Here is a 22,412-nt window from a genome sequence, read left to right on the forward strand (position 1 = left end):
GTTGAATGCAACGGTGGCGTAATATTGGCCGCGTGACAGTCCGTCAGCGCCGCAAGTACGCCCCACGACTCCCCCGTGACGAGCGCCGCGAGCAACTGCTCGACGCGGCATTGACCGTGCTGGCCGACTGCCCGTTGCCCGAGCTCAGCATGGAGGCCGTGGCCGAGGTGGCCGGTGTGGGAAAGCCGGTGCTGTACACCGCGTTTCGCACTCGTGCCGAGTTGGTCGCCGCGTTGCTGCTCAGGGAACACCGACGCGGGCTTGCCCAGGTGCGCGCCGCCATGCCCGACGACGTGGCCGCGCCGGGGCCCGCGGGCGCCTACGCGGCGACGGTGTCGGCGTTTCTCGGTGCGGTACTGGACAATCCGGCTCGATGGCGGCTCATCCTCACCGTCCCCGACAGCGCCCCGCGCGAGTACCGCGACGCGCTGCGGTCGGCCCGCTCCTCGATAGTCGAGCAGTCCGAAGCACTGGCGAAGGCCGGGATCGCACTGGAGCCGCGGCTCGAGGGGCTCGATCCGAGCCTGCTGGGCCACACCATGTTGTCGTTCGCAGAGATGTTGGGCCGCTTGGCCGTCAACGATCCCGACGGGTATCCGCGGGAGCGTCTGGAGTCCTACGCCGCGGCGCTCCTGGGCGGGCTCGCGGGAGCGCCTCGCCCGTCAGCGCGGCCCGGAACCCGGTAGCCGCAGCATCAATCGGGTTCCGCCGAGCGGGCTGACCTCCAACGACGCAGTGCCGCCGTGGATCTCGGCCTGCTGAGCGACGAGTGCAAGACCCAGCCCAGAGCCCGAACGCGACGCCGTGGTGCCGCGGTGGAACCGCTCGAACACTTCGGCGCGCTCCTCCTCGGGAACCCCGGATCCGTTGTCGTCGACCGCGATCTCGACCCCGGCAGCCGACGTCACCACGCTCAACCGAACCTGGGTCGCGGCACCGTGTTTCACGGCATTGGCGATGGCGTTGTCGACGACGAGGCGCAGTCCGGCGGGCATTCCGAGCATCAGCACCGACGTCGACGAGGCCAGCGATACGTCCAGCCCCGGATAGTTGTGCATCGCATCGTGCGCGGCCCGATCCAGCAGTTCGGCCACGTCGACCGGGACGAAGTCGTCGACCGTCGTCAACTCCCCCTGCGCAAGCCGCTCCAGCGCCGTGAGCATCGCCTCGATCCTGGTCTGCGTGCGCATCACGTCGCCGATCACCTCCTTGCGCTGCTCGTCGGGGAGGTTCAGCGTCATGAGCACCTCGAGGTTGGTGCGCATCGCCGTCAACGGGGTGCGCAGTTCGTGCGAGGCGACGGCGGCGAAGTCGCGCGCCGACTCCAGCGCCGCCCGGGTGCGCTGCTGCTCGTCGCCGATGCGGGCCAGCATCCCCTCGACCGCCTCGGAGATCTCGACCGCCTCCCACACCCCGCGCACCTGGACCTCGTCGGGGTTGGACTGCGCGTTGATGGCGCGCGCCTGCTGCGCCAGCAGCCGGAACGGGTTCACCATGATCAGCGAGATCACCCAGCCGACCAACAGCGTGCCGAGGATCACGCCGGCACAGATCCAGAACACCCTCCAGTGGAGTGAGTCGATGTGAGCCTGCGCCTCTGCCAGCGGCGCACCGAGCGCGATCGACGCGGTGCCCGCAGTGACGGTGCGTACGCGGTAGTCGACGCCGTTGACGGAGACGCTGGCGTATCCGTTGGCGAGCTGCGGCAACACGATCTCGGCGGGAATCGAGACGGTGGTCTGACCGATGCGTGCGGTGCGCACCAGCCCACCTTGGGTGGGCTCAGGTTCCACGCCGTGCTGCTGCGCACTGCGTAGCAGCGTGGTGACGTCGCCGAGGCTGCTCAGCGAGTCGAGCCGCCGGTCCAGCTGGTTGTACTGGTCGTTGGTGACGCCGACCCATACCCACACGCCGAGCGTCAGCACCAGGATGATCACGCTCAGCTGGCCGACGATGACGATCGACCGCAGCGACAGCAATTTCAGCGGCTGCCGCAGCAGTCGGAACACCAAGTCCTGATGGGTCACTAGCTACACGCAGCCAGCACCATTTCGCGTACCAGCGCTGCATCCGCCTGGCCCTTGGTGGCCTTCATCACCGCGCCGACGATGGCACCCGCCGCAGCCACCTTGCCGCCGCGGATCTTCTCGGCGACGTCGGGATTGGCCGCAAGCGCTTCCTCGACGGCCGCCTTGATCACCGAGTCGTCGCGGACCACCGCGAGCCCGCGGTCGACCATCACCTGCTCGGGCTCGCCCTCACCGGCGAGCACGCCCTCGATGACCTGGCGGGCCAGCTTGTTCGACAGCTTGCCGTCGTCGACCAACTTGACCACCGCAGCGACCTGCGTCGGGGTGATCTTCAGCGCGTCGAGTTCGACGCCCGCCTCGTTGGCCTTCTGCACCAGGAAATTGCCCCACCACGCGCGCGCCGACTCGCTGGACGCCCCCTGCGCAACGGTCGCGGCCACCAGGTCGATGGCGCCGTTGTTGACGAGGTCGCGCATCACCTCGTCGGAGATCCCCCACTCGTCCTGAATTCGGTTGCGGGTCAACCACGGCAGCTCGGGGATGGTGTGGCGCAACCGCTCGACGAGTTCGGCGCTGGGGGCCACCGGTTCCAGATCGGGTTCCGGGAAGTACCGGTAGTCCTGCGCGGTCTCCTTGCTGCGGCCCGAGGTGGTGTGGCCGTCCTCGTGAAAGTGGCGGGTCTCCTGGGTGATTCGGCCACCGGCTTCCAGAATTGCGGCCTGGCGCCGCATCTCGTAGCGCACCGCCACCTCGACGCTCTTGAGCGAGTTGACGTTCTTGGTCTCGGTGCGGGTGCCGAACTCCGCCGCGCCGGTGAGCTTCAGCGACAGGTTGGAGTCGCAGCGCATCGAACCCTGATCCATGCGGACGTCGGAAACCCCCAACGCGCGCAACAGGTCTCGTAGTGCCGTCACGTAGGCGCGGGCGATCTCCGGAGCGCGCTCCCCCGCGCCCTCGATGGGTCTGGTGACGATCTCGACGAGCGGCACGCCCGCGCGGTTGAAGTCGAGCAGCGACGTGGTCGCGCCCTCGATGCGGCCGGTGTCGCTGCCGAGGTGGGTCAGCTTGCCGGTGTCCTCTTCCATGTGGGCGCGCTCGATGTCGATCCGCCACGTCGACCCGTCGTCCAGGGGGACGTCGAGGTAGCCGTTGATCGCGATCGGCTCGTCGTACTGACTGATCTGGTAGTTCTTCGGCTGATCGGGATAGAAGTAGTTCTTCCTGGCGAACCGGCCCCACGGGGCGATGTCGCAGTTCAACGCCAGCCCGATGCGGATGGCCGACTCGACGGCCGCCTCGTTGAGCACCGGCAACGACCCAGGCAGCCCGAGGCAGACCGGGCACACCTGGGTGTTGGGCTCGCCGCCGAACTCGTTGGCGCAGCCGCAGAACATCTTGGTGGCGGTGGACAGCTCGACGTGGACTTCCATGCCCATCACGGGTTCGTAGCGCGCGATGACCTCGTCGTAGTCGAGAAGTTCGGCGGAGGCGACAGTCATGACTTCGATCCTAATGAGTGGTTCATTTCCCCCCGCGAGCAGGAGAACTCAGCCGAAGAACTCCGCGGCGTCGTCGTAGCGACTCTGCGGCACCAGCTTGAGCTGGCGCACCGCGTCGGCCAGCGCCACCCGGCCGATGTCCTGCCCGCGCAGCGACACCATGGTCCCGTACTCCCCGGCGTGGGCGGCATCGGCGGCGTTGACCCCGAATCGGGTGGCCAGCACGCGGTCGTAGGCCGTCGGGGTGCCGCCGCGCTGCACGTGCCCGAGCACCGTGGTGCGCACTTCCTTCTTGATCCGCTTCTCGATCTCGATGGCCAACTGCTGTGCGACGCCGGTGAATCGCTGGTGGCCGAATTCGTCGATGCCGCCATCGCGCAGCTGCATCGACCCCTCCGCCGGCTTGGCACCCTCGGCGACCACGCAGATGAAGTGGGAGTCGCCGCGGACGAAACGCTGCTTGACCAGTCGGCACACCTCCTCCACGTCGAACGGCTGCTCGGGAATCAGCGTCATGTGTGCACCGGAGGCCAGGCCCGCGTTCAGCGCGATCCATCCGGCGTGGCGGCCCATCACCTCGACCAGCATCACCCGCTGGTGTGACTCCGCGGTGCTGTGCAGCCGGTCGATGGCGTCGGAGGCGACCTGTAGCGCGGTGTCGTGCCCAAAAGTGACGTCAGTGCAGTCGATGTCGTTGTCGATGGTCTTCGGCACGCCGACCACTGGAACGTTCTCCTCCGACAGCCAGTGTGCCGCGGTCAGCGTGCCCTCGCCGCCGATCGGGATCAGCACGTCGATGCCGTTGTCCTCGAGCGTCTGCTTGATCTGGTCGAGGCCAGCGCGGAGCTTGTCGGGGTTGACGCGCGCAGTGCCGAGGATCGTGCCGCCCTTGCCGAGCAATCGGTCGTTGCGGTCGTCGTTGGCGAGCTGGATGCGACGGTCCTCCAAGAGCCCCCGCCAACCGTCCAGGAAGCCGACCACCGTCGAGCCGTACCTGACGTTGGACGTCCGCACGACCGCCCTGATGACGGCATTCAGGCCGGGACAGTCGCCGCCTCCGGTAAGGACTCCGATGCGCATGGCCTCATCCTCCCCTGTCAGAGCGCCGTCGGCAGCGGACCGCGGGCAGCTTCGTAGGCGGCGCCCACCCGGTACAGCCGGTCATCGGCCAGCGCGGGCGCCATGATCTGCAGCCCGACCGGCAGGTTGTCGTCAGGCGAGAGGCCCGACGGCACCGACATCCCGCAGTGGCCCGCCAGGTTCAGCGGCAGCGTGCACAGGTCGAACAGGTACATCGCCAGCGGATCGTCGACCTTCTCCCCCAACGCGAAGGCGGTGGTCGGGGTGGCCGGCGAGACCAGCACGTCGACGCTCTTGTAGGCCTCGTCGAGGTCGCGGGCGATCAGCGTGCGGACCTTCTGCGCCTGGTTGTAGTACGCGTCGTAGTAGCCGGCCGACAGCGCGTAGGTACCAATCATGATGCGGCGCTTGACTTCTGGGCCGAATCCCGCAGCGCGGGTCAACGCCATTACCTCTTCGGCGCTGTGCGTGCCGTCGTCCCCGACGCGCAATCCGTAGCGCATCGCGTCGAAGCGGGCCAGATTCGACGACACCTCCGACGGCAGGATCAGGTAGTAGGCCGCCAGCGAATGGTCGAAGTGCGGGCAGTCGACCTCGGTGACGTCGGCGCCGAGCGCCTCCAGTTGCTCGACGGCGGCGTTGAACGAGGCCAGTACCCCCGGTTGGTAGCCGTCGCCGCGCAGCTGCTTGACCACGCCGACGCGCACGCCCTTGAGATCGCCAGAGGCGCCCGCCTTCGCGGCGCCAACGACGTCGGGCACGGGAGCGTCGATCGACGTCGAGTCGCGCGGGTCGTGACCTGCGACGACCTGGTGCAGCAACGCGGTGTCGAGCACGGTGCGCGCACACGGGCCGCCCTGGTCCAGCGACGACGCGCACGCGATCAGGCCGTATCGCGACACCGTGCCGTAGGTGGGCTTCACCCCGACCGTCGCGGTCAGCGCCGCGGGCTGGCGGATCGAGCCACCGGTATCCGAGCCGATGGCCAACGGGGCCTGGAAGGCGGCCAACGCCGCGGCGCTGCCACCGCCCGAACCACCTGGCACCCGGTCGACGTTCCACGGGTTGCGGGTTGGGCCGTACGCGGAGTTCTCGGTCGAGGACCCCATCGCGAACTCGTCCATGTTCGTCTTGCCGAGGATCGGGATCCCGGCGGCACGCAGCTTCGCGGTGACCGTCGCGTCGTACGGCGAGCGCCAGCCCTCGAGGATCTTCGACCCGCACGTCGTGGGCATGTCCGTCGTGGTGAACACGTCCTTGAGCGCCAACGGAACGCCGGCCAATGGAGACGGCAGCGGCTCGCCGGCGGCGACGGCCGCGTCGACCCGGTCCGCGGCCGCCAACGCCTCGTCGGCGGCGACGTGCAGGAACGCGTGGTACTGCGCGTCGGTCTGCGCGATCTGGTCCAGGCAGGCCTGGGTGGCTTCGCGCGACGACGTCTCCTTGGCCGCGATCTTGGCGCCCAGTTCCGCGGCGGACAACCGCACGAGCTCGCTCACTCGGCCTCTCCCAGGATCCGCGGCACGGCGAACCGGCCGTCGACCGCCTTGGGGGCCGCCGCGAGTGCCTCGTCCTGCGTCAGGCACGGCTCAACGGTGTCGGGCCGGGTGACGTTGACGTCCTTCAACGGATTGTCGGTGGCTTCGACACCGGTCACGTCCACGGCCTGGATCGCGCCGACGTGAGCGAGGATGGCGTCGAGTTGGCCGGCGAAGCTGTCCAGCTCGCCGTCGGTCAGGGTGAGCCGGGCCAGACGTGCCAGGTGGGCGACGTCATCCCGGGAGATCTGAGACACGTCGAAGAAGCCTAGTCAAGGCATCGGGGGCAGTCCGCCCGGCCTGCCGGTCACGAACACCTGTGCAACAGTGTTGCGCGTGTCGTCTTATCTGCTGCGGGTCCAGCTGGAAGACCGACCAGGCAGCCTCGGTTCGCTAGCCGTGGCACTGGGGTCGGTGGGCGCCGACATCCTGTCCCTCGACGTCGTCGAGCGCTCGGCGGGCTACGCGGTCGACGACCTCGTGGTCGACCTACCCCCTGGCGCCATGCCCGACATGCTGATCACCGCCGCCGAGAAACTCAACGGCGTCTACGTTGACAGCATCCGGCCGCACACGGGACTGCTGGAAGCCCACCGCGAACTCGAGTTGATCGACCACATCGCCGCGGCAGACGGCCGGCTCGCGAAGCTGAGCGTGCTCGCCGAGGAAGCGCCACACGTGCTGCGGGTGGGCTGGTGCACGGTGGTCGCGCTCACCGAGTCGGGTCTCGAGCGCATCGCGGGCAGTCACGGCGCCCCGGAGACCGAGGCGCAATCGGCCCCGTGGCTACCGCTCGAACAGGCGGCCGCGCTGGACGGCGGTGCCGACTGGGTCCCTGCGGTCTGGCGTGACATGGACACCACGCTGAGCGCGGCGCCGCTGGGCGGCGCCCACACCGCGGTGATGCTGGGACGGCCGGGCGGACCGCTGTTCCGGCCATCCGAAGTGGCCCGGCTGGGCTATCTGGCCGGCATCGTGGCGACCATCATCCGCTGACCCGGCGACTGGGGCTTATCGCAAGCAAACAACATCGCGACACCCGTATTGACGGCACAGTAATCACCCCATCAAGCATGTTCAGGCCGTGCTAGCTGTGCTTTCGTTTGCTTTTGTACATAGGCAGCAAATCTGACAGGTGCTAGGGTCGGCGCAGACGAGGCTCCATACCGCAAACAGACTTAAGGCCGGACGCCTACGGCCGGCACGCAGATGCCCTCGACAGTCCAAAGGACCAGTCATGGCATCAGTCAACCGAAGCACGAGCCTCTGGGGTCGGGTGTTCGCGGCCGGTTATGACCAGCTGATGGCCGGGCCGGAGAAGGCCGTTCTGCGCAGCCGCCGCGAGGCGCTGGTCAGTCGAGTGACGGGTGACGTGCTGGAGGTCGGCGGCGGGACGGGCGCCAACCTCCCCTTCTATGGAGCGGGCGTCGAGAAGCTCGTCATCACCGAGCCCGAAGAGCCGATGGCACGCAGGCTCGAGCGCAAGCTGGCTGGCTATTCACTGCCCGCGCGAGTGGTGCGTGCGCCCGCCGAGGAGCTCCCCCTCGAGGATGCGAGCTTCGACTTCGTTGTCTCCACGCTCGTGCTGTGCACGGTCGACGATCCTGCGCGCGCGCTCGCGGAGATCCACCGGCTGCTCAAACCGGGTGGCCAACTCGTGTTCCTGGAACACGTCCGCTCGGACGACGACGGACTCGCTCGCTGGCAGGACCGCCTCAACGGCGTGCAGGTGCGGGTGGGGCACGGCTGTCACTGCAACCGCCGAACGCTCGAGAACATCGAGCGCGCCGGCTTTTCGATCGCCGAGCTCGAGCACGACCGCATGCGCAAGGCGCCGCCGATCGTACGGCCGCTGATCGCCGGGCTGGCGAAGGCGAGCGCCTGATGGCCCGCGCGATCCGGCAGCTCGACCACGTCAACGTCATCAGCGACGACCCTGCGCGCACTGCGACGATGCTCGCTGAGGCGCTCGCGCTGCCCGTCAGCGCACGGCTGCTGCGCTGCCCCACCTTCGAGCTCGAAATCCTGACGGCCGGCAACGTCACGCTGGAATCGATCCGCTGGAGTGGCGGGCCGCGCCCGGCCGCCGGCGTCACGTTGACCGGCATCGTCTTCGAGCCCGATGGCTCGGCGGCGCAGTCCGCGACAGAGTTACGTACGCGCGGCGTTCCCCATCTCGCGCCGCTGGCCTTCGGCGGCTCGCATACGCGCTTCGAGTCATATGAGCCCTACCGGCGCTCCGCCGTCGATCCCAACTGGCGTGTGTTCCCCGTCGACGGGGTGCTGAGTGAGCGGCGGACGATCGTCTCACGGTTGTCGAGCCGGGCCCTGATTGATGGCACGCCGACGGCCGGTGCGGTCGCGGCGTTGATGAGCCGGGTCGTGTCCAACCGGTCGCTCGGTCGCGCGTCCGCGGGCTTGTTTGCGCTGCCGGAGTTCCTGGCGATCTGCGAGTGGGGGCACGACCTCGCCGCCCGCCGGGCGGCCGACGCGCAGCGCTTCGCCGCGGCCCAGTCGGCCGGGCCTGGCCTGACCGGAATTCGCGAGGTCGTAGTCACTGCCCGCGACGTCGACGCCGCACGGCGGCGATGGCAGCAGCTGCTGGATCCGGCGCCCAGCTCCGGTGATCGTTGGGTGCTCGGCGACGGCCCCGCGCTGGCGCTCGCCGCCGGGAATCGCGACGGGATCGCCCGCCTCGTCTTCCACGCCGGCTCACTCCCGGTAGCTCGGGCATGGCTGGACGAACGCTCGCTACTGGGCGCCGAGTCGACCGTCGACGAGCTGCGCCTTGCGCCGGAGCGCGTCGGCGGGCTCGACCTGCGCATCACAGCCTGACCTCACCCTGCAACCGCTAGCTGGCGTCGGGGCCCTGCTCGAGCAGTCGCCGGAAGCCGTCCTCGTCGAGCACCGGGACGCCGAGCTCAATTGCCTTGTCGTACTTGGACCCTGGCGCATCGCCAGCGACCACGTAGGCGGTCTTCTTCGACACCGAACCCGCCGCCTTGCCGCCGCGCGCCAGGATGGCCTCCTTGGCCTCGTCCCGGGAGTATCCCGGCAGCGACCCCGTCACGACGATCGACAGACCCTCAAGCGTCCGCTCGATGCTGGCGTCGCGTTCGTCGGCCATCCGCACACCCGCCGCGCGCCACTTCTCGACGATGGCGCGGTGCCAGTCGACGGTGAACCACTCGATCACCGCGGCCGCGATGGTGGGCCCGACGCCCTCGGTGGAAGCCAACTGCTCCTCGGATGCGGCTTCGATGGCCTCGAGGCTGCCGAACTCCTGGGCCAGCGCCCGCGCCGCGGTGGGCCCGACGTGCCGGATCGACAGCGCGACCAACACCCGCCACAACGGCTGCGCCTTGGCCTTGCCCAGATTGGCCAGCAGGCGCCCCCCGTTGGCCGACAACTCGCCGGCCTTGACCTTGAACAGGTCGGTCCGCAGCAGGTCGTCCTCGGTCAGCGCGAACAGGTCACCTTCGTCGGTGATGACGCCCGACACCAGCAGCGCGGCGGCCGCCTCGTAGCCGAGCCCCTCGATGTCGAACGCGCCCCGACCCGCGACGTGAAACACGCGCTCGCGCAACTGCGCTGGGCAACTCCGCGAGTTCGGGCACCGAATGTCGGCGTCGCCCTCCTTGGCCGGCGCCAGCGTCGTGCCGCACTCCGGGCATTCCGTTGGCATCTCGAACTCGCGCTCGGTGTCGTCTCGAAGCTCGACGACGGGTCCGAGCACCTCGGGGATCACGTCGCCCGCCTTGCGGATGACGACCGTGTCGCCGATCAGCACGCCCTTGCGCTTGACCTCCGACGCGTTGTGCAGCGTCGCCTGGCTGACCGTCGACCCGGCCACCTTGACCGGCTCCATGAACGCGAACGGGGTGACGCGACCGGTGCGGCCGACGTTGACTTTGATGTCGAGCAGCTTGGTGATGGCCTCCTCGGGCGGGTACTTGTAGGCGATCGCCCAACGGGGGGCACGCGACGTTGCTCCGAGCCTGCGCTGCAGGGCGACGTCGTCGACTTTGACTACCAGGCCATCGATTTCGTGTTCGACGTCGTGGCGATGCTCACCCCAGTAGGCGACGCGCTCGGCGACCTTGGAGATGCCCGTCACGCGCGTGGTGTGGTCGGACACGGGCAGCCCCCACGCCTTCAACGCGCGGTAGGCGTCGTGCAGCGTGGCCGGGGTGAACCCCTCGGAGCGGCCCAGCCCGTGGCAGATCATGTGCAGGTTGCGGCGGGCGGTGATCGCCGGGTTCTTCTGCCGCAGTGAGCCTGCGGCGCTATTGCGGGGGTTGGCGAACGGCAGCTTGCCCTCTTCGACGAGGCTGGCGTTGAGCACCTCGAAGTCGGCCAGCCGGAAGAAGACCTCGCCGCGCACCTCGAGCACCTTTGGCACCGGAAACTCGGAGTTCTCGGTGAGCATCTCCGGCACGTCGGAGATGGTGCGGGCGTTGAGCGTCACGTCCTCGCCCGTGCGGCCATCCCCGCGGGTGGCGGCGCGGACCAGCTTGCCGTCGCGGTACACCAGCGCCAGCGCGACACCGTCGATCTTCAACTCGCACAGGAACTCTGGATCGTCGCCGACCTCCCCGACCAGGCGTGCCGCCCACGCCGTCAGTTCCTCGGAGGTGAATACGTTGTCCAACGACAACATGCGCTCGAGATGGTCGGCGGAGGTGAAGTCCGTGGCGAATCCGGCGCCACCCACCAGCTGCGTCGGCGAGTCCGGCGTACGCAGTTCGGGATGTGCGTCCTCGAGTGCCGTGAGCTCGCCGAGCAGTTTGTCGAACTCTCCGTCGGAGATGACCGGCGCATCCCTGACGTAGTAACGGAACTGGTGGCCGCGCACCTCCTCGGCCAGGCGCTGCCACTCGCGCCGCACGTCCGGATCGATGGTGTCAGCCGGCACGTCGGCAGGGGTGGCGCTCACTCTCGCAGGCTATCGGAGCCGTGCGACAGAGCGGATCCGCGGGCTACAGGCGACTGTTGGCGAATGCCGCCGCCTCGCCGACCATCCCATTCACGCCGTAGAGCGCGTGGGCGAAGCTGGGCCCCCCTACGCCGGCGCCATTGCAGATCGTGTCGTCGGTAGCGCACACGTTGATGGTCTTGTCGACATACAGCGGACCGATGACGAGCTGCGGCGCGCCGACATCGCTCAAGAACCGATCCGAAGGTCGTCCGATGAGCGCCACGGCGGCGACGTTGTCGGCGACGTCCAGCGGCATCGGGTCGGGTATCTGCGACACGTACTCGACGGGTACTCCGTCCGGAATTCGATTCGCGGTGACGTACCCGGCGACGGCCGCGCCTTGGGAGTATCCGCCGAGGACGATCCTGGTCTTCGGGCAGTTCGCCGCAGTGGACTGAATGTGAGCGCCCGCGTCCCTGACCCCGTCGACGACAGTCTTGGCGAACTCGATGCGGTTGCCGAAGTCACCGCTGGCGGGGTAGTCGACCGCATAGACCCCAACCGACCTGTCACCGACTTGCGAGCGAAGGGAATCGACGAATGCCTGCCCTACCCCGCCAACACCGGGCGGCTCACCGGTACCGCGGGCGAATACCGCCTCGACGTCGGGACATGGTTCGGCGGAAGCGGATGGCAGAGGTGCGCTCAGCAGCGCTACCGATGTCACCGCAAGCGCGGAGCCAAGGAAGCCAGCGATCGTTCGTGTACTCACATCGACCACTCCTAGTGTCAACCTCGGAAGACGACATACCCGCGAACTCATTGTCCCCAAACTGCCGTCCGCAAACTGGTCATCGCGCGTAATCGACGAACTCGTCGGCTGGCAAGTCGCTTAGGCTGGGCGCCATGCCGCACCCGATCATGTTCAGCGACGACGACTTCGGGTTGGCAGACGTACGAGCGATCGCGCTGAGCTTCCCCGAGGCGTTCGAGAAGATCTCGTGGGGCAGGCCGGTGTTCTGCGCGCCGAAGATCTTCGTCATGTATGGCGGTAGCGCCAAGACCGACACCAAGGGGCAGTACATCCAGTACCCCTACTCGATCCTGATCAAGACCGACGAATCCGAGCGCACCGCACTCGAGCAGGACGGGCGGTTCTTCTTTCCGGCCTACATGGGCCCCTTCGGCTGGCTGGGCCTTGACCTCTCCGCGGCCAAGGTCGACTGGGCCGAGGTACGCGAACTCATCGACGCGTCGTACCGACTGGTGGCGTCCAAGAAATTGCTGAAGCTCCTCGACCAACCCTGACCCTCACATGGTTCGATCGGAGGCGATGAGTTTCGCGAGTCCCTTCCCCCAGGTCCAAATCCCCACCACGAGCCTCTACGAATACCTGTTCGGCGGTCTGACGGACGACGACGGCGACCGCGTCGCCCTCGTCGACGCCGCCACGGGCGCGGAGACCACGTACCGCGACATGGTCGCGTCCATCGACGCATTCGCCGGGGCGCTGGCGCAGCGCGGCATCGGCGTCGGCGACGTCGTGGGATTGCTGTCGCCCAGCAGTTCAGCCTTCGCGATCGCCTTTCACGGCATCCTGCGCGCGGGAGCGACGGCCACCACCATCAACGCGCTCTTCACCGCCAAAGACGTCGCCAAGCAGCTGACCGATTCGCGCGCCACGATGCTCGTCACGGTGACGCCGCTGCTCCCCCAGTCGCTTGAGGCGGCCGAGTCGGTAGGGCTACCCAAGGACGCGGTGGTCGTGCTCGACGGTCCCGGCGAATCCGTCGACGGTCATCCCAATGCCGCCGACCTGCTGAGCCCGGGTTTGCGTGCCCCTGACGTCGACTTCGATCCGGCGACGCACCTGGCCGCGCTCCCGTACAGCTCCGGCACGACGGCCAACCCCAAGGGCGTCATGCTCACGCACCGCAACCTGGCCGCCAACGTCGCCCAGATCCGGCCCGTGCAGGGCATGGTCGCCGATGACCGCGCATTGGCGGTGCTGCCGTTCTTCCACATCTATGGCATGACGGTGCTGCTCAACGCCGCGCTGCACGCGCGGGCCCGGCTGATCATCATGGGCAGCTTCGACCTGGCGAAGTTCCTGGGCAACATCGCCAATCACGAGTGCACGCATGCGTTCATCGCGCCACCGGTCGCCGTGGCCCTGGCCAAGCACCCGCTGATCGACTCGTTCGACCTGTCGAGTCTGCGCAGCATCATGTCGGGCGCCGCCCCACTGGATGAAGACCTGGCCACGGCCGTCGCCGACCGGTTGGGCTGCGCACTCGTGCAGGGCTACGGCATGAGCGAACTGAGCCCGGTCAGTCACGTGACGCCGTTCGATGGTGGCCGCGAACTCGTCGGGTCGGTAGCGCCGAAGAATTCCTGCGGCTGGACGGTGCCGAACGCCGTCAGCAAGCTCGTCGACGCCAAGACCGGCGCGGAGATCGACCCACCCAAATCCGGGCTCAGCGAGACCGGTGAATTGTGGTTCAAGGGGCCCAACGTGATGGCCGGCTACCTCAACAACGACGAGGCCACCCGCGAAACCATCGACGACGACGGCTTCCTCCACACCGGGGACCTCGCCCGCGTCGATTCCACCGGCTCGGTCTACATCGTCGACCGGCTCAAGGAGCTCATCAAGTACAAGGGCTACCAAGTGCCGCCCGCCGAGCTCGAGGCCGTGCTGCTAACCCATCCGCAGGTCGCCGACGCGGCCGTCATCGGGGTCACCGACGCCGAGTCCGGCGAGGAGATACCGAAGGCGTTCGTGGTCAAGCAGGCCGACTCCGAGCTCACCGAAGCCGAGGTCATGGACTTCGTCGCCGAGCACGTCGCGCCGTACAAGAAGGTTCGGCAGGTGGCGTTCATCGACGCGATTCCGAAGTCGGCGTCGGGGAAGATCCTGCGCAAGGACCTTCGGACGAGCTAGCGGCTCTGGTGACCGGTGGCCGAGGCGAAGCGAGCCAACCCGCGCAGGATCCACGGTGTCCGCCTCGCCATCACCTCCACGGCGCGGTCCGACCGGCGCATCGTTGTCCGAGGGCCGGGGGTCGACGTTGACGCCAGTTCCGCCTCGGCCGATCCCACCCGCGCGCCGTGAGGATCGACTGCCAAGAGTTGCCAGCTGCCGGGCACGCCGCGCAACTCGACGCTGCCGCGGTCCTCGAACCCCGTGCCCGAGCCGACAACCAGGTCGCAGACCGTGCGGGACACGAGGATTTCGCCGGCTTCCGCCTGACCAAGGATCCGCGCCGCGATGTGCACTGCGATCCCGCCGATGTCGGTGTCCAGCAGTTCGCACTCGCCGCTATGGATGCCTACCCGGATCTCGATGCCCAGCGTCTCGGCATCAGCCTGCAAGGACTCGGCGCAGCGGATGGCCCGTGTCGGGCCGTCGAACGTGATGAGGTGCCCGTCGCCCGTGCTCTTCACCACCGTGCCGCCAAATCGTTCCGCGAGTACGGCTGTGACCTCGCCGAAGCGCTGGAGCATCGCCCGCCACCGCTCGTCGCCCGTCGCGGCGGCACGTTCCGTCGACGCGACGATGTCGGTGAACAACACGGTGCGCAGGGCGCGATGTGCCTGCAGTGGTGGCGCATGGCTGCCGGTGAGGAACTCCTCGATCCCGGTCAGAATCCTGTCGGGATCGGTGAACTGGGGCGCGTGGTCTCTGCCTTCGACCTCGAGCAACCGCGCGCCAGGGATGTGGTCAGCGAGGTAACGGCCCGACTGCACAGGAGCGCAGGGGTCGTCGCGGGCATGGATGACAAGGGTTGGCACGGTGATTGTCGGCAGGATCGGCCGGACGTCGATCTGGAACATCGCTGCGAGGGTCGCCCGAGCCATCCCTGGGCTCGCGCTCATGCGCTCCAACGTTCCCAGCTGGCGTATCGACCGGATCGACGGCATTACACACTTGAGTGCCGCACCACTGCCCCACGCCGAGCGGACGGCGCGGCCGAGTTCCTGCATGCGGGCAATCTGCTCCGTCGACGGCGTGTACTCCTCACCCAGCTCGGGTAGGACGCGCGCCCGCACCTCGTCCGCATCACGATCGATGTCGTCCCACCCAACCGGCAGAACTGAGAACGTGCTGGCGAGGATCAACGCCCGCGTTCGCTCTGGTCGACTTGCCGCGAAGACGACGGCGGCTGGGCCACCTTCGCTCAGACCGAAAAGGACGGACCGTCCGAAGCCGACGGCATCCATGACGGCCTCGATCTCGGTCGCTCGATCATCCAGCGACCGAACTCGCGGGACCGGGTCCGAGAGCCCGACCCCGGCCTTGTCGAATACGAGAACGCGGCAAAACGTCGCGAGCTGATCGAAGAACGCCTTGAATTCGGGCTGGGTCCAGAACAGCTCCACGTGGGTGGCGAACGGCCCGGCGATGACCAGCTCAATGGAACCCTCGCCGAACACCTGGTACGCGAGGCTGAGTTCGCCGCACGACGCGTACGCCGTTTCCGCCACGGCTTGAGAGTACCGATGCCAAGCGCTCCAACTGCCTGAACTGCGAACGAGCTAACCGACGTCCGTGCTGACCAAGTAACTCGCGGCCTTTGCCGCGCGGGCCTGCCGGTAGCCCAGCCACACGCCCGATAGGGGCAAGATGACCAGGCCGGCGAGCCCGAACAGCAGGTCGCTGCCGAAGGTTGGGCGCAGCGGCGCCCAGATCTGATCGATGAACTCCTGGCTCTCCGGTTCGACGGCCATCAGCGCCGCTGAAGGGGATTCAGGCGCGGGCGGCGGTGGCGGAGCGGGCGCCGACGCCGGAATCGGGTTCACCACGTTGGCCGTGTCGCCGGGCGCAGTCTTGAGGACGCCGGGCGTTCGACCGTTGCCGAAACTCACCCGTGGGGCCTCCATGGGTGCGGCGATGCCACCCTGAGCGCCCGAGCCCCCGCCGCCCGGCTCGTCGATCGGAGGCGCCGAATTACCGGTGACGACCGTGTTCCTCGAGGTCGTGGTCGGCTGCGCAGCGGGCCGGCTGGCGACCTGGTAGCCGCCTGTTCTCTCGTAATCGCCCTTAGCGGGTGCATCGTCGTCGCGGCTGTTCCAGCCGTCGCGATCGCCGCCGCTCCGGTAGGAATCGGCTCCGCGCCGATCACCGTCGGATCCGCGCCGATCGTCGTCGCGATCGCCGCCTCGGCGGTCGTACTGACGATCGCGGCTGGAGTCGCCGCCGTGCCTGGAATGGTTCGAGCCTGAATGGCCGGGATCCGCCGACGCGACGGCAATGCACGGACCGCCGATCGTCAGCGCTGCCGAGATCAGCCCGGCACTCAGCGCGATGCGTACGTCCGCGTGCGCCACCGTCACCCCCTGACCAGACCATCACGATGGGTTAGATAACCGTAGCCGACTCGACTGCATAATGGTGCCCGCAAACTGACAACACCGTCAGCCGTCCGCGCGGCACTGCGCTAGATGCCCTCGGGATCGTCGGCGATTCCATCGGCGACCTCTTGCGCCAACTCGATGGCGATCCGGGCCCACTGCGGCGTCGCTCCCGCCAATCCGCAGGCAGGCGTGACGCCGATTCGTTCGCGCAGCACCGACCGGTTGAACCCGAGTCGGTCGGTAATCGACGCGGCGGCCTTGGCGACCTCCTGGGCCGACGGCCTGCGGTCCGGGGCGGTGGACGGAACGACGCCAAGCATCACCACCCGGCCCAATTCGACGAACTCACCGATTCCGTCGAGATCGGCTGCAGTCAGCGTCGACGCGTCGACGGACACGGCACTTATGGTGCTGCGCTGCAACATCTTCCACGGGAGTTCCGGGGCGCAGCTGTGCACGGCGACGGCCGCACCGACGGCCGCGACGCACTCGTCCAAGAGGCTGGTGGCCACGGCCTCGTCGACCGGATGCACCGGCGTCACACCGGTCACCCCCGTCAACCGTCCCAACAGGGCCGCGGGCAGGGTGGGCTCGTCGAACTGCACCACCACCTCGGCGTCGAGCCGCCGCGCGACGGTGGCCCGGTGCTCGGCGACCCCCTGGGCGAGGCTTTCGGTGAGATCCCGGAGCGCGCCTGAGTCGGTGATCGCCCGGTGTCCGTTGGCGAGTTCGAGGTGTGCGGCCAGCGTGATGGGGCCGGGCGCCTGCACCTTGACGGCGCGGCCGCTGCCCCGCAAACCCGCTGTCTCCCAAGCCTCTTCCATTGCGTCGAGGTCTTCGCCGAGCAGGCTGACGGCGCGCCGGACGACGGCGCTGCGACCCGGCGCGATGCGGTACCCCCGTGGCACCGTGTCGATGCCGATGTCGACCAGCAGGGCGCCGGCCCGGCCGATGATGTCGGCGCCGATCCCGCGGCCGGGCAGTTCGACGAGGTGGGCCAACTGGTGCAGTTCGCCGACCACCACCTCCGCGGCCTGACGTGCGTCCGATCCGGGATACGACCCGATGCCCGTCGCCGACGCGAAACCGCTCACGCGGCCACAGTATTCGATGACCGCGCGTTACCCTCAATCATGCCCGGCGCAGCCAGACGGTCACCCGCTCGCGGGTGGTTCGCCCTGGTTGCAGGGTGTGCCGTGGTGCTGACGACGGCATGTACGAACACCGTCACGGGTGCCGCGGTGCGAGCGATTCCCGGTATCGACGACGACTCGCGTTCACCGGTCGACGTCGACGTCGTGCTGCTCGAGCAGGCGCAGATGCGGGCCATCACCGGCGCAGGCGACGATCTCACCATCATCCCGAGCATGGACGGCAAGCTCCCGGTCGACGTCGACGGCCTGCTCGGGTCGGCCCCCGATCAGTGCCGGTGGTTCTTCGCCGAGACACAGACGTTCGGCCCGGAGGTCGAAGAGTTCCACAAGACGACCTACCAGGATCCGCCCGACGCGGCGCTGATCTCGCAGGGCGCGGCGGCCTACCGGGACCCGTCGACCGCGAAGAACGCATTGGACGGCCTCGCCGGGCGGGTCGCCGATTGTGAGGCGACGTCGTATGGCCCGCTCTTCGTAGGGGATTCGACGTCCACCGGTGAATCCCTTCAATTGCGGGCGGGGGCCTGCGGCCGCGACTACCGGGTGAAGTCGGTGGTGCTTGTCGAGGTGACGTTCTGTCGGTTTCCCCCGTCGGTGCCCGACATCGTCATGACGAACATGCTGGCGCAGATCCCCGGTTAGCCCGAAAACCAAGTAGTCCAGAGCCGTCGACGTCCAGAATCCAAGTAGTCGGGTCCGGGTCATTCTGACCATGGGCGGTGTCAGGATCGAGGGGTCGGTCCCTAAACGCGGAGGAATTCATGACGGCCAAGCAACGAACCATCATCACCGCGGCGGTCGCCGCGGGTGTGCTCGCCGCGGCAGGGACTTCCGCCTACGGCGGCGCGCCATCCGCGGCGGTTCCAGCACCGCGGCCATCCGTCTCGAGCCCGACGGGTCCGATGTTGGCGGCGATCGCCACCCCCAACGCCCTGTATGCGGCCGTGACGGGCGCACCGACGGCCGGCGGGGCTGCGCCGGTCACACCCAGCGGAGCCGCCGGTGTCACCGTTGTCGCCAGTACCACGGACGTGGTCGCGGCTGGCGACGGCATTGTCACGAGGTCGACCCCGAACCTGTTCGGCCCCAACGTCTTCGCGCTACCAACGACAGCGCCGACCGGAGTTGGCCCGAGTGCGGCGAGAAGTGCGCTCGAGCCCACCGCGGCACTGTTCGCCGGCCCAGTCGCGCTGGCTGGTCCAGTGGCGCTGGTCAGCCCACTCGATCCGTTGGCCGGTCTCCTCGGCGCCGCATTCGCCGTTTTCGTCAGCAACGGAGGCCCCGGCCAAAACGGGGGCCTGCTGATCGGCAACGGCGGCGACGCCGCGCTGCCCGGCCAAGCCGGCGGAAACGGTGGCCTGCTGTTCGGCAACGGCGGCAAGGGCGCAGCCGGTGACGTCGGCCAAGCCGGCGGCGACGGCGGGCGGGCCGGCCTCATTGGCAATGGCGGCGCCGGCGGGGCGGGCGGCGCAATCTACAACGACATGGAGCTGATCGGCGCCACCGGCGCAGCAGGCGGCCGAGGCGGAGAGGGAGGTCTTCTGGTCGGCGACGGCGGCGCCGGGGGTGCGGGCGGCGACGTCACGGTCGCGCTCGAGGCCGTCGGCGGCGCAGGCGGAGCGGGCGGCGGCTCCGGGTTGTTCGGCAATGCCGGTGCCGGCGGGACGGGCGGTTTCGCAGATAGTTTGGTTTCCGAGAACGCCACCGGCGGGGCTGGCGGCGCTGGTGGTAGTCCGTTGCTGGTCGGAACGGGAGGCGACGGCGGGGCGGGCGGTAGCGCAGGCACCAGCGGCGGCACCGCGACCGGCGGCACGGGCGGCCGCGGCGGCAATGGCGGAATCGCGGCGGGCGACGCCGGGTCCGGTGGTGACGGCGGCGCGTCTGGCGGCCAGGGTCCCAACACCGGCGGGGTGGGCGGTGACGGTGGCAGTACCGGAGTGTTCGGCAATGCCGGTGACGGCGGACGCGGGGGCGATGGCTCTGGGAACGGCTTTGGCGACGGCGGAGCGGGCGGCAATGGCGGCAACGCGTCGGTCGTCGGAGCTGGCGGCGACGGCGGTGATGGCGGCAACACGCAAAACGGCGTGGCGTCACCCACCGCTGGCGCGGGCGGCGACGGCGGCACGGGTGGTGGCGTCTCCGGCCCCGGTGGCAGCGGAGGCAACGGCGGCAACGCTCAGACCAATCTCGGCACTGCCACCGGCGGCAAGGGCGGCGACGGCGCCGCAGGTTCGCCCGGCGGTTCCGGCGGCAATGGCGGCAACGGCTCCTCGGCATCCGGCATCGGCACGGGCGGCGACGGCGGAAACGGCGGTACGCCTGGCGGAACGGGCGGTACCGGCGGCACGGGTACGGGGACGAATCCGTCCAGCGGCGACGGCGCGGACGGCGCCGACGGCTAAGGCGCGCCCGTGCTGCAGATGGTCGCGCTTGCGATGACCTCGTCACCGTCGGGGTCGGGGCGGTAGAGCACCATCGTCTGGCCGGGTGCAACGCCACGCAGCGCGGCACGCAGTTCGACGACGAGTTGCTCGCCGCGCAGTTCGGCGACACCCGTTGCGAGCCCGCCGTGCGCGCGCACCTGAACCTCGCACTCGATCGGCCCGCGCGGCGCGCCGCCCGAGGTGAAGACAGGTCGCTCCCCCGTCAGCGTCCACACGTCCAAGTCGCTGGCGTCACCCACGCGGACGGTGCCGCTCTCGGCGTCGATGGCGGTGACGTAGCGGGGCGTGCCGTCCGGACCCGGCCCCGCGATGCCCAGCCCCTTGCGCTGACCGATGGTGAAGCCGTGCACGCCATCGTGTTCGGCGAGCACCGCCCCGTCGGCGTCGACGACCGTGCCGCGCCGCATGCCAATCCGCGCACCAAGGAAGGTACGGGTGTCGCCGCTCGGAATGAAGCAGATGTCGTAACTGTCGGGCTTGTCGGCGACGGCCAACCCGCGGCGCGCGGCCTCGTCGCGAATCTGCGGCTTTGGGGTGTCACCCACCGGAAAGACCGCGTGCCGCAACTGTTCTGCAGTCAACACACCAAGCACGTACGACTGGTCCTTGTCCGCGTCGACCGCACGGCGCAACCGCCCGTCGGACAGCCGGGCGTAGTGACCGGTGGCGACGGCGTCGAAGCCCAGCGCCAATGCTCGCTTCGACAGCGCGGAGAACTTGATCGTCTCGTTGCAACGCACGCATGGATTGGGTGTCTCGCCACGCGCATAAGAGGCCACGAAGTCGTCGATCACGTCTTCCTTGAAGCGATCGGCGAAATCCCAGACGTAGAAGGGGATGTCGAGGATGTCGGCGACCCGACGCGCGTCGCCAGCATCCTCCTTGGAGCAGCACCCCCGCGATCCGGTGCGCAGCGTGCCCGGCGCCGACGACAGCGCGAGATGCACGCCGACGACGTCGTGTCCGGCGTCGACCATTCGGGCGGCGGCGACCGACGAGTCGACCCCGCCGCTCATCGCGACCAGGACGCGCATGACTACTTCCCGTGCCCGGCGCTCGCCAGGGCGGCCTGCCGGGCCCGGTTGACGGCGGCGGGCAGCACCTCGAGCGCGGCATCGACGTCGGCCTCGGTGCTGGTGTGGCCCAACGAGAATCGCAGCGATCCGCGAGCGCTGGCCGGGTCCGCGCCCATCGCGAGCAGTACATGGGAGGGCTGGGCCACTCCGGCCGTACACGCCGATCCGGTGGAGCACTCGATCCCCTTGGCGTCCAACAACATCAGCAGGGCGTCGCCTTCAGAGCCGCGGAACGTGAAGTGGGTGTTGCCCGGTAGCCGCGCGTCACCGACGGCGCCGTTGAAGTCGACGTCGTCGATCGTTGACAGCACCCCGTCGACGAGCCTGTCGCGCAGCGCCGCGAGCCGGATTCTGTTGGCGTTCAACCCCTCGACCGCAACGCGCGCCGCGGCCGCCATCGCCACCGCACCTGCGACGTCGGGGGTGCCCGATCGCACGTCGCGTTCCTGACCGCCACCGTGCAGCAACGGCACGCACGCAGTGTCGCGCTTGAGCACCAGCGCACCGACACCCGTGGGACCGCCGAACTTGTGGGCGGCCACGCTCATCGCCGAGAGCCCACTGGCGGCGAAGTCGACCGGAATCTGGCCGATCGTCTGGATCGCGTCGCTGTGCATCGGAACGTCGAACTCGGCGGCGACCGCGGCCAGATCGTCGATCGGCATGATGGTGCCGACCTCGTTGTTGGCCCACATCACCGAGACCAACGCCACGTCGTCATGGGCTTGCAGCGCGTCCCGCAGCGCCGACGGCGCGACGGCGCCCTTGGCGTCGACCGGCAGCCACGTCACCTCGGCGCCCTCGTGCTCCACCAGCCACGTCACCGCGTCCAGCACGGCGTGGTGCTCGACGGGTGAGGTGACGATGCGGCGACGCCGCGGATCGGCGTCGCGGCGGGCCCAGTAGATGCCCTTGACCGCGAGGTTGTCGCTCTCGGTGCCGCCAGCGGTGAAGATCACCTCCGACGGTCGGGCGCCGAGCAGGCCGGCCAGCGTCTCGCGCGCTTCTTCCATGCGGCGTCGCGCCGCCCGGCCGGAGGTGTGCAGCGAGGACGCGTTACCCACCGTCGCCAGCACGTCGGCCATCGCCTCGATGGCAGCGGGGTGCATCGGGGTGGTGGCGGCGTGATCCAGGTAGACGGTGCGCATGGCCATACCAGGATACGGGCCGGGCGTCGACCACCGAATTCGCCGTCACTGGCCACTTCCCCTGCGCTCACGGTCGTGATTTCGCGGGAGTCACAGCCATGAACGCAGGCGAAGCGCAATACGCCCCCATCCACAGTGAAGCGTTCATCCACATCGGGGCCCACCAG

Annotated in this window: 20 protein-coding genes; 8 read left to right on the forward strand and 12 right to left on the reverse strand. The window is 68.9% G+C overall.

Going from position 1 to position 22,412, the window contains the following annotated elements; genetic code table 11:
• Window positions 1-5 precede the first annotated feature (5 nt).
• Window positions 6-686 (forward strand): TetR/AcrR family transcriptional regulator, encoded by a 681-nt coding sequence (locus SLQ33_RS19540; protein WP_413467663.1) that lies wholly within the window; start codon window positions 6-8, stop codon window positions 684-686.
• Here the strand turns inward: SLQ33_RS19540 and SLQ33_RS19545 are convergent.
• Genes SLQ33_RS19545 through gatC form a run of 5 tightly spaced genes read right to left on the reverse strand, consistent with a single transcriptional unit; the run spans window position 663 to window position 6,404 of the window.
• Complete coding sequence (locus tag SLQ33_RS19545) at window positions 663-2,027, reverse strand: HAMP domain-containing sensor histidine kinase (RefSeq protein ID WP_319455504.1); 1,365 nt, start codon at window positions 2,025-2,027, stop codon at window positions 663-665. The genes SLQ33_RS19540 and SLQ33_RS19545 overlap by 24 nt on opposite strands.
• Complete coding sequence (gene gatB / locus SLQ33_RS19550; protein ID WP_319455505.1) at window positions 2,027-3,529, reverse strand: Asp-tRNA(Asn)/Glu-tRNA(Gln) amidotransferase subunit GatB; 1,503 nt, start codon at window positions 3,527-3,529, stop codon at window positions 2,027-2,029. Before gatB ends, SLQ33_RS19545 begins: the two co-directional genes overlap by 1 nt.
• A gap of 48 nt (window positions 3,530-3,577) precedes the next feature.
• On the reverse strand, window positions 3,578-4,609 hold the full coding sequence (locus tag SLQ33_RS19555) for an ATP-dependent 6-phosphofructokinase (protein ID WP_319455506.1): 1,032 nt from the start codon (window positions 4,607-4,609) through the stop codon (window positions 3,578-3,580).
• 17 nt (window positions 4,610-4,626) lie between these two features.
• Window positions 4,627-6,108, reverse strand: a complete 1,482-nt coding sequence (gatA, locus tag SLQ33_RS19560) for an Asp-tRNA(Asn)/Glu-tRNA(Gln) amidotransferase subunit GatA (protein WP_319455507.1) — start codon at window positions 6,106-6,108, stop codon at window positions 4,627-4,629.
• Window positions 6,105-6,404 carry an Asp-tRNA(Asn)/Glu-tRNA(Gln) amidotransferase subunit GatC gene (gene gatC, locus SLQ33_RS19565; RefSeq protein ID WP_319455508.1) on the reverse strand — a complete coding sequence of 100 codons (300 nt, stop codon included), beginning with the start codon at window positions 6,402-6,404 and terminating at the stop codon, window positions 6,105-6,107. Before gatC ends, gatA begins: the two co-directional genes overlap by 4 nt.
• 79 nt (window positions 6,405-6,483) lie before the next feature.
• Here gatC and SLQ33_RS19570 point away from each other — a divergent pair, with 79 nt between their 5' ends.
• From SLQ33_RS19570 to SLQ33_RS19580, 3 genes are all read left to right on the forward strand, one after another.
• Complete coding sequence (locus SLQ33_RS19570) at window positions 6,484-7,143, forward strand: amino acid-binding protein (protein WP_319455509.1); 660 nt, start codon at window positions 6,484-6,486, stop codon at window positions 7,141-7,143.
• A 241-nt stretch (window positions 7,144-7,384) separates the two neighbouring features.
• A complete protein-coding gene (locus SLQ33_RS19575) occupies window positions 7,385-8,032 on the forward strand; it encodes a class I SAM-dependent methyltransferase (RefSeq protein ID WP_319455510.1) in 648 nt (215 codons plus the stop codon).
• Entirely contained in the window at window positions 8,032-8,982 is a 951-nt protein-coding gene (locus tag SLQ33_RS19580) for a hypothetical protein (RefSeq protein WP_319455511.1), read from the forward strand. Before SLQ33_RS19575 ends, SLQ33_RS19580 begins: the two co-directional genes overlap by 1 nt.
• A gap of 16 nt (window positions 8,983-8,998) precedes the next feature.
• On the opposite strand, the gene ligA is transcribed toward SLQ33_RS19580, so the two are convergent.
• Both ligA and SLQ33_RS19590 read right to left on the reverse strand, forming a co-directional pair.
• Window positions 8,999-11,062 carry an NAD-dependent DNA ligase LigA gene (gene ligA / locus SLQ33_RS19585; protein ID WP_319455567.1) on the reverse strand — a complete coding sequence of 688 codons (2,064 nt, stop codon included), beginning with the start codon at window positions 11,060-11,062 and terminating at the stop codon, window positions 8,999-9,001.
• Between the two features lie 64 nt (window positions 11,063-11,126).
• Entirely contained in the window at window positions 11,127-11,837 is a 711-nt protein-coding gene (locus tag SLQ33_RS19590; protein WP_319455512.1) for a cutinase family protein, read from the reverse strand.
• A gap of 134 nt (window positions 11,838-11,971) precedes the next feature.
• Between SLQ33_RS19590 and SLQ33_RS19595 the strand changes: the two genes are divergently transcribed.
• Both SLQ33_RS19595 and SLQ33_RS19600 read left to right on the forward strand, forming a co-directional pair.
• On the forward strand, window positions 11,972-12,373 hold the full coding sequence (locus SLQ33_RS19595) for an MmcQ/YjbR family DNA-binding protein (protein WP_319455513.1): 402 nt from the start codon (window positions 11,972-11,974) through the stop codon (window positions 12,371-12,373).
• Between the two features lie 25 nt (window positions 12,374-12,398).
• Complete coding sequence (locus tag SLQ33_RS19600; protein ID WP_319455514.1) at window positions 12,399-14,009, forward strand: 4-coumarate--CoA ligase family protein; 1,611 nt, start codon at window positions 12,399-12,401, stop codon at window positions 14,007-14,009.
• Here SLQ33_RS19600 and SLQ33_RS19605 read toward each other — a convergent pair.
• The 3 genes from SLQ33_RS19605 to SLQ33_RS19615 all read right to left on the reverse strand — a co-directional run bounded on the left by SLQ33_RS19605 (window position 14,006) and on the right by SLQ33_RS19615 (window position 17,517).
• A complete protein-coding gene (locus SLQ33_RS19605) occupies window positions 14,006-15,553 on the reverse strand; it encodes an adenylate/guanylate cyclase domain-containing protein (RefSeq protein ID WP_319455515.1) in 1,548 nt (515 codons plus the stop codon). The two genes, SLQ33_RS19600 and SLQ33_RS19605, sit on opposite strands and share 4 nt — an antisense overlap.
• Window positions 15,554-15,604: 51 nt before the next feature.
• On the reverse strand, window positions 15,605-16,402 hold the full coding sequence (locus SLQ33_RS19610) for a hypothetical protein (protein ID WP_319455516.1): 798 nt from the start codon (window positions 16,400-16,402) through the stop codon (window positions 15,605-15,607).
• Between the two features lie 104 nt (window positions 16,403-16,506).
• A complete protein-coding gene (locus SLQ33_RS19615) occupies window positions 16,507-17,517 on the reverse strand; it encodes a methionine synthase (protein ID WP_319455517.1) in 1,011 nt (336 codons plus the stop codon).
• Window positions 17,518-17,556: 39 nt separating this feature from the next.
• Between SLQ33_RS19615 and SLQ33_RS19620 the strand changes: the two genes are divergently transcribed.
• A complete protein-coding gene (locus tag SLQ33_RS19620) occupies window positions 17,557-18,219 on the forward strand; it encodes a sensor domain-containing protein (RefSeq protein ID WP_319455518.1) in 663 nt (220 codons plus the stop codon).
• 119 nt (window positions 18,220-18,338) lie between these two features.
• Complete coding sequence (locus SLQ33_RS19625; protein ID WP_319455519.1) at window positions 18,339-19,979, forward strand: PGRS repeat-containing protein; 1,641 nt, start codon at window positions 18,339-18,341, stop codon at window positions 19,977-19,979.
• Here SLQ33_RS19625 and mnmA read toward each other — a convergent pair.
• Both mnmA and SLQ33_RS19635 read right to left on the reverse strand, forming a co-directional pair.
• Entirely contained in the window at window positions 19,976-21,055 is a 1,080-nt protein-coding gene (mnmA, locus tag SLQ33_RS19630; protein ID WP_319455520.1) for a tRNA 2-thiouridine(34) synthase MnmA, read from the reverse strand. The two genes, SLQ33_RS19625 and mnmA, sit on opposite strands and share 4 nt — an antisense overlap.
• Before the next feature lie 2 nt (window positions 21,056-21,057).
• Window positions 21,058-22,245 (reverse strand): cysteine desulfurase family protein, encoded by a 1,188-nt coding sequence (locus tag SLQ33_RS19635; RefSeq protein WP_319455521.1) that lies wholly within the window; start codon window positions 22,243-22,245, stop codon window positions 21,058-21,060.
• Window positions 22,246-22,412 lie beyond the last annotated feature (167 nt).

The organism is Mycobacterium sp. RTGN6, from assembly GCF_033804605.1.
GTDB lineage: Bacteria > Actinomycetota > Actinomycetes > Mycobacteriales > Mycobacteriaceae > Mycobacterium.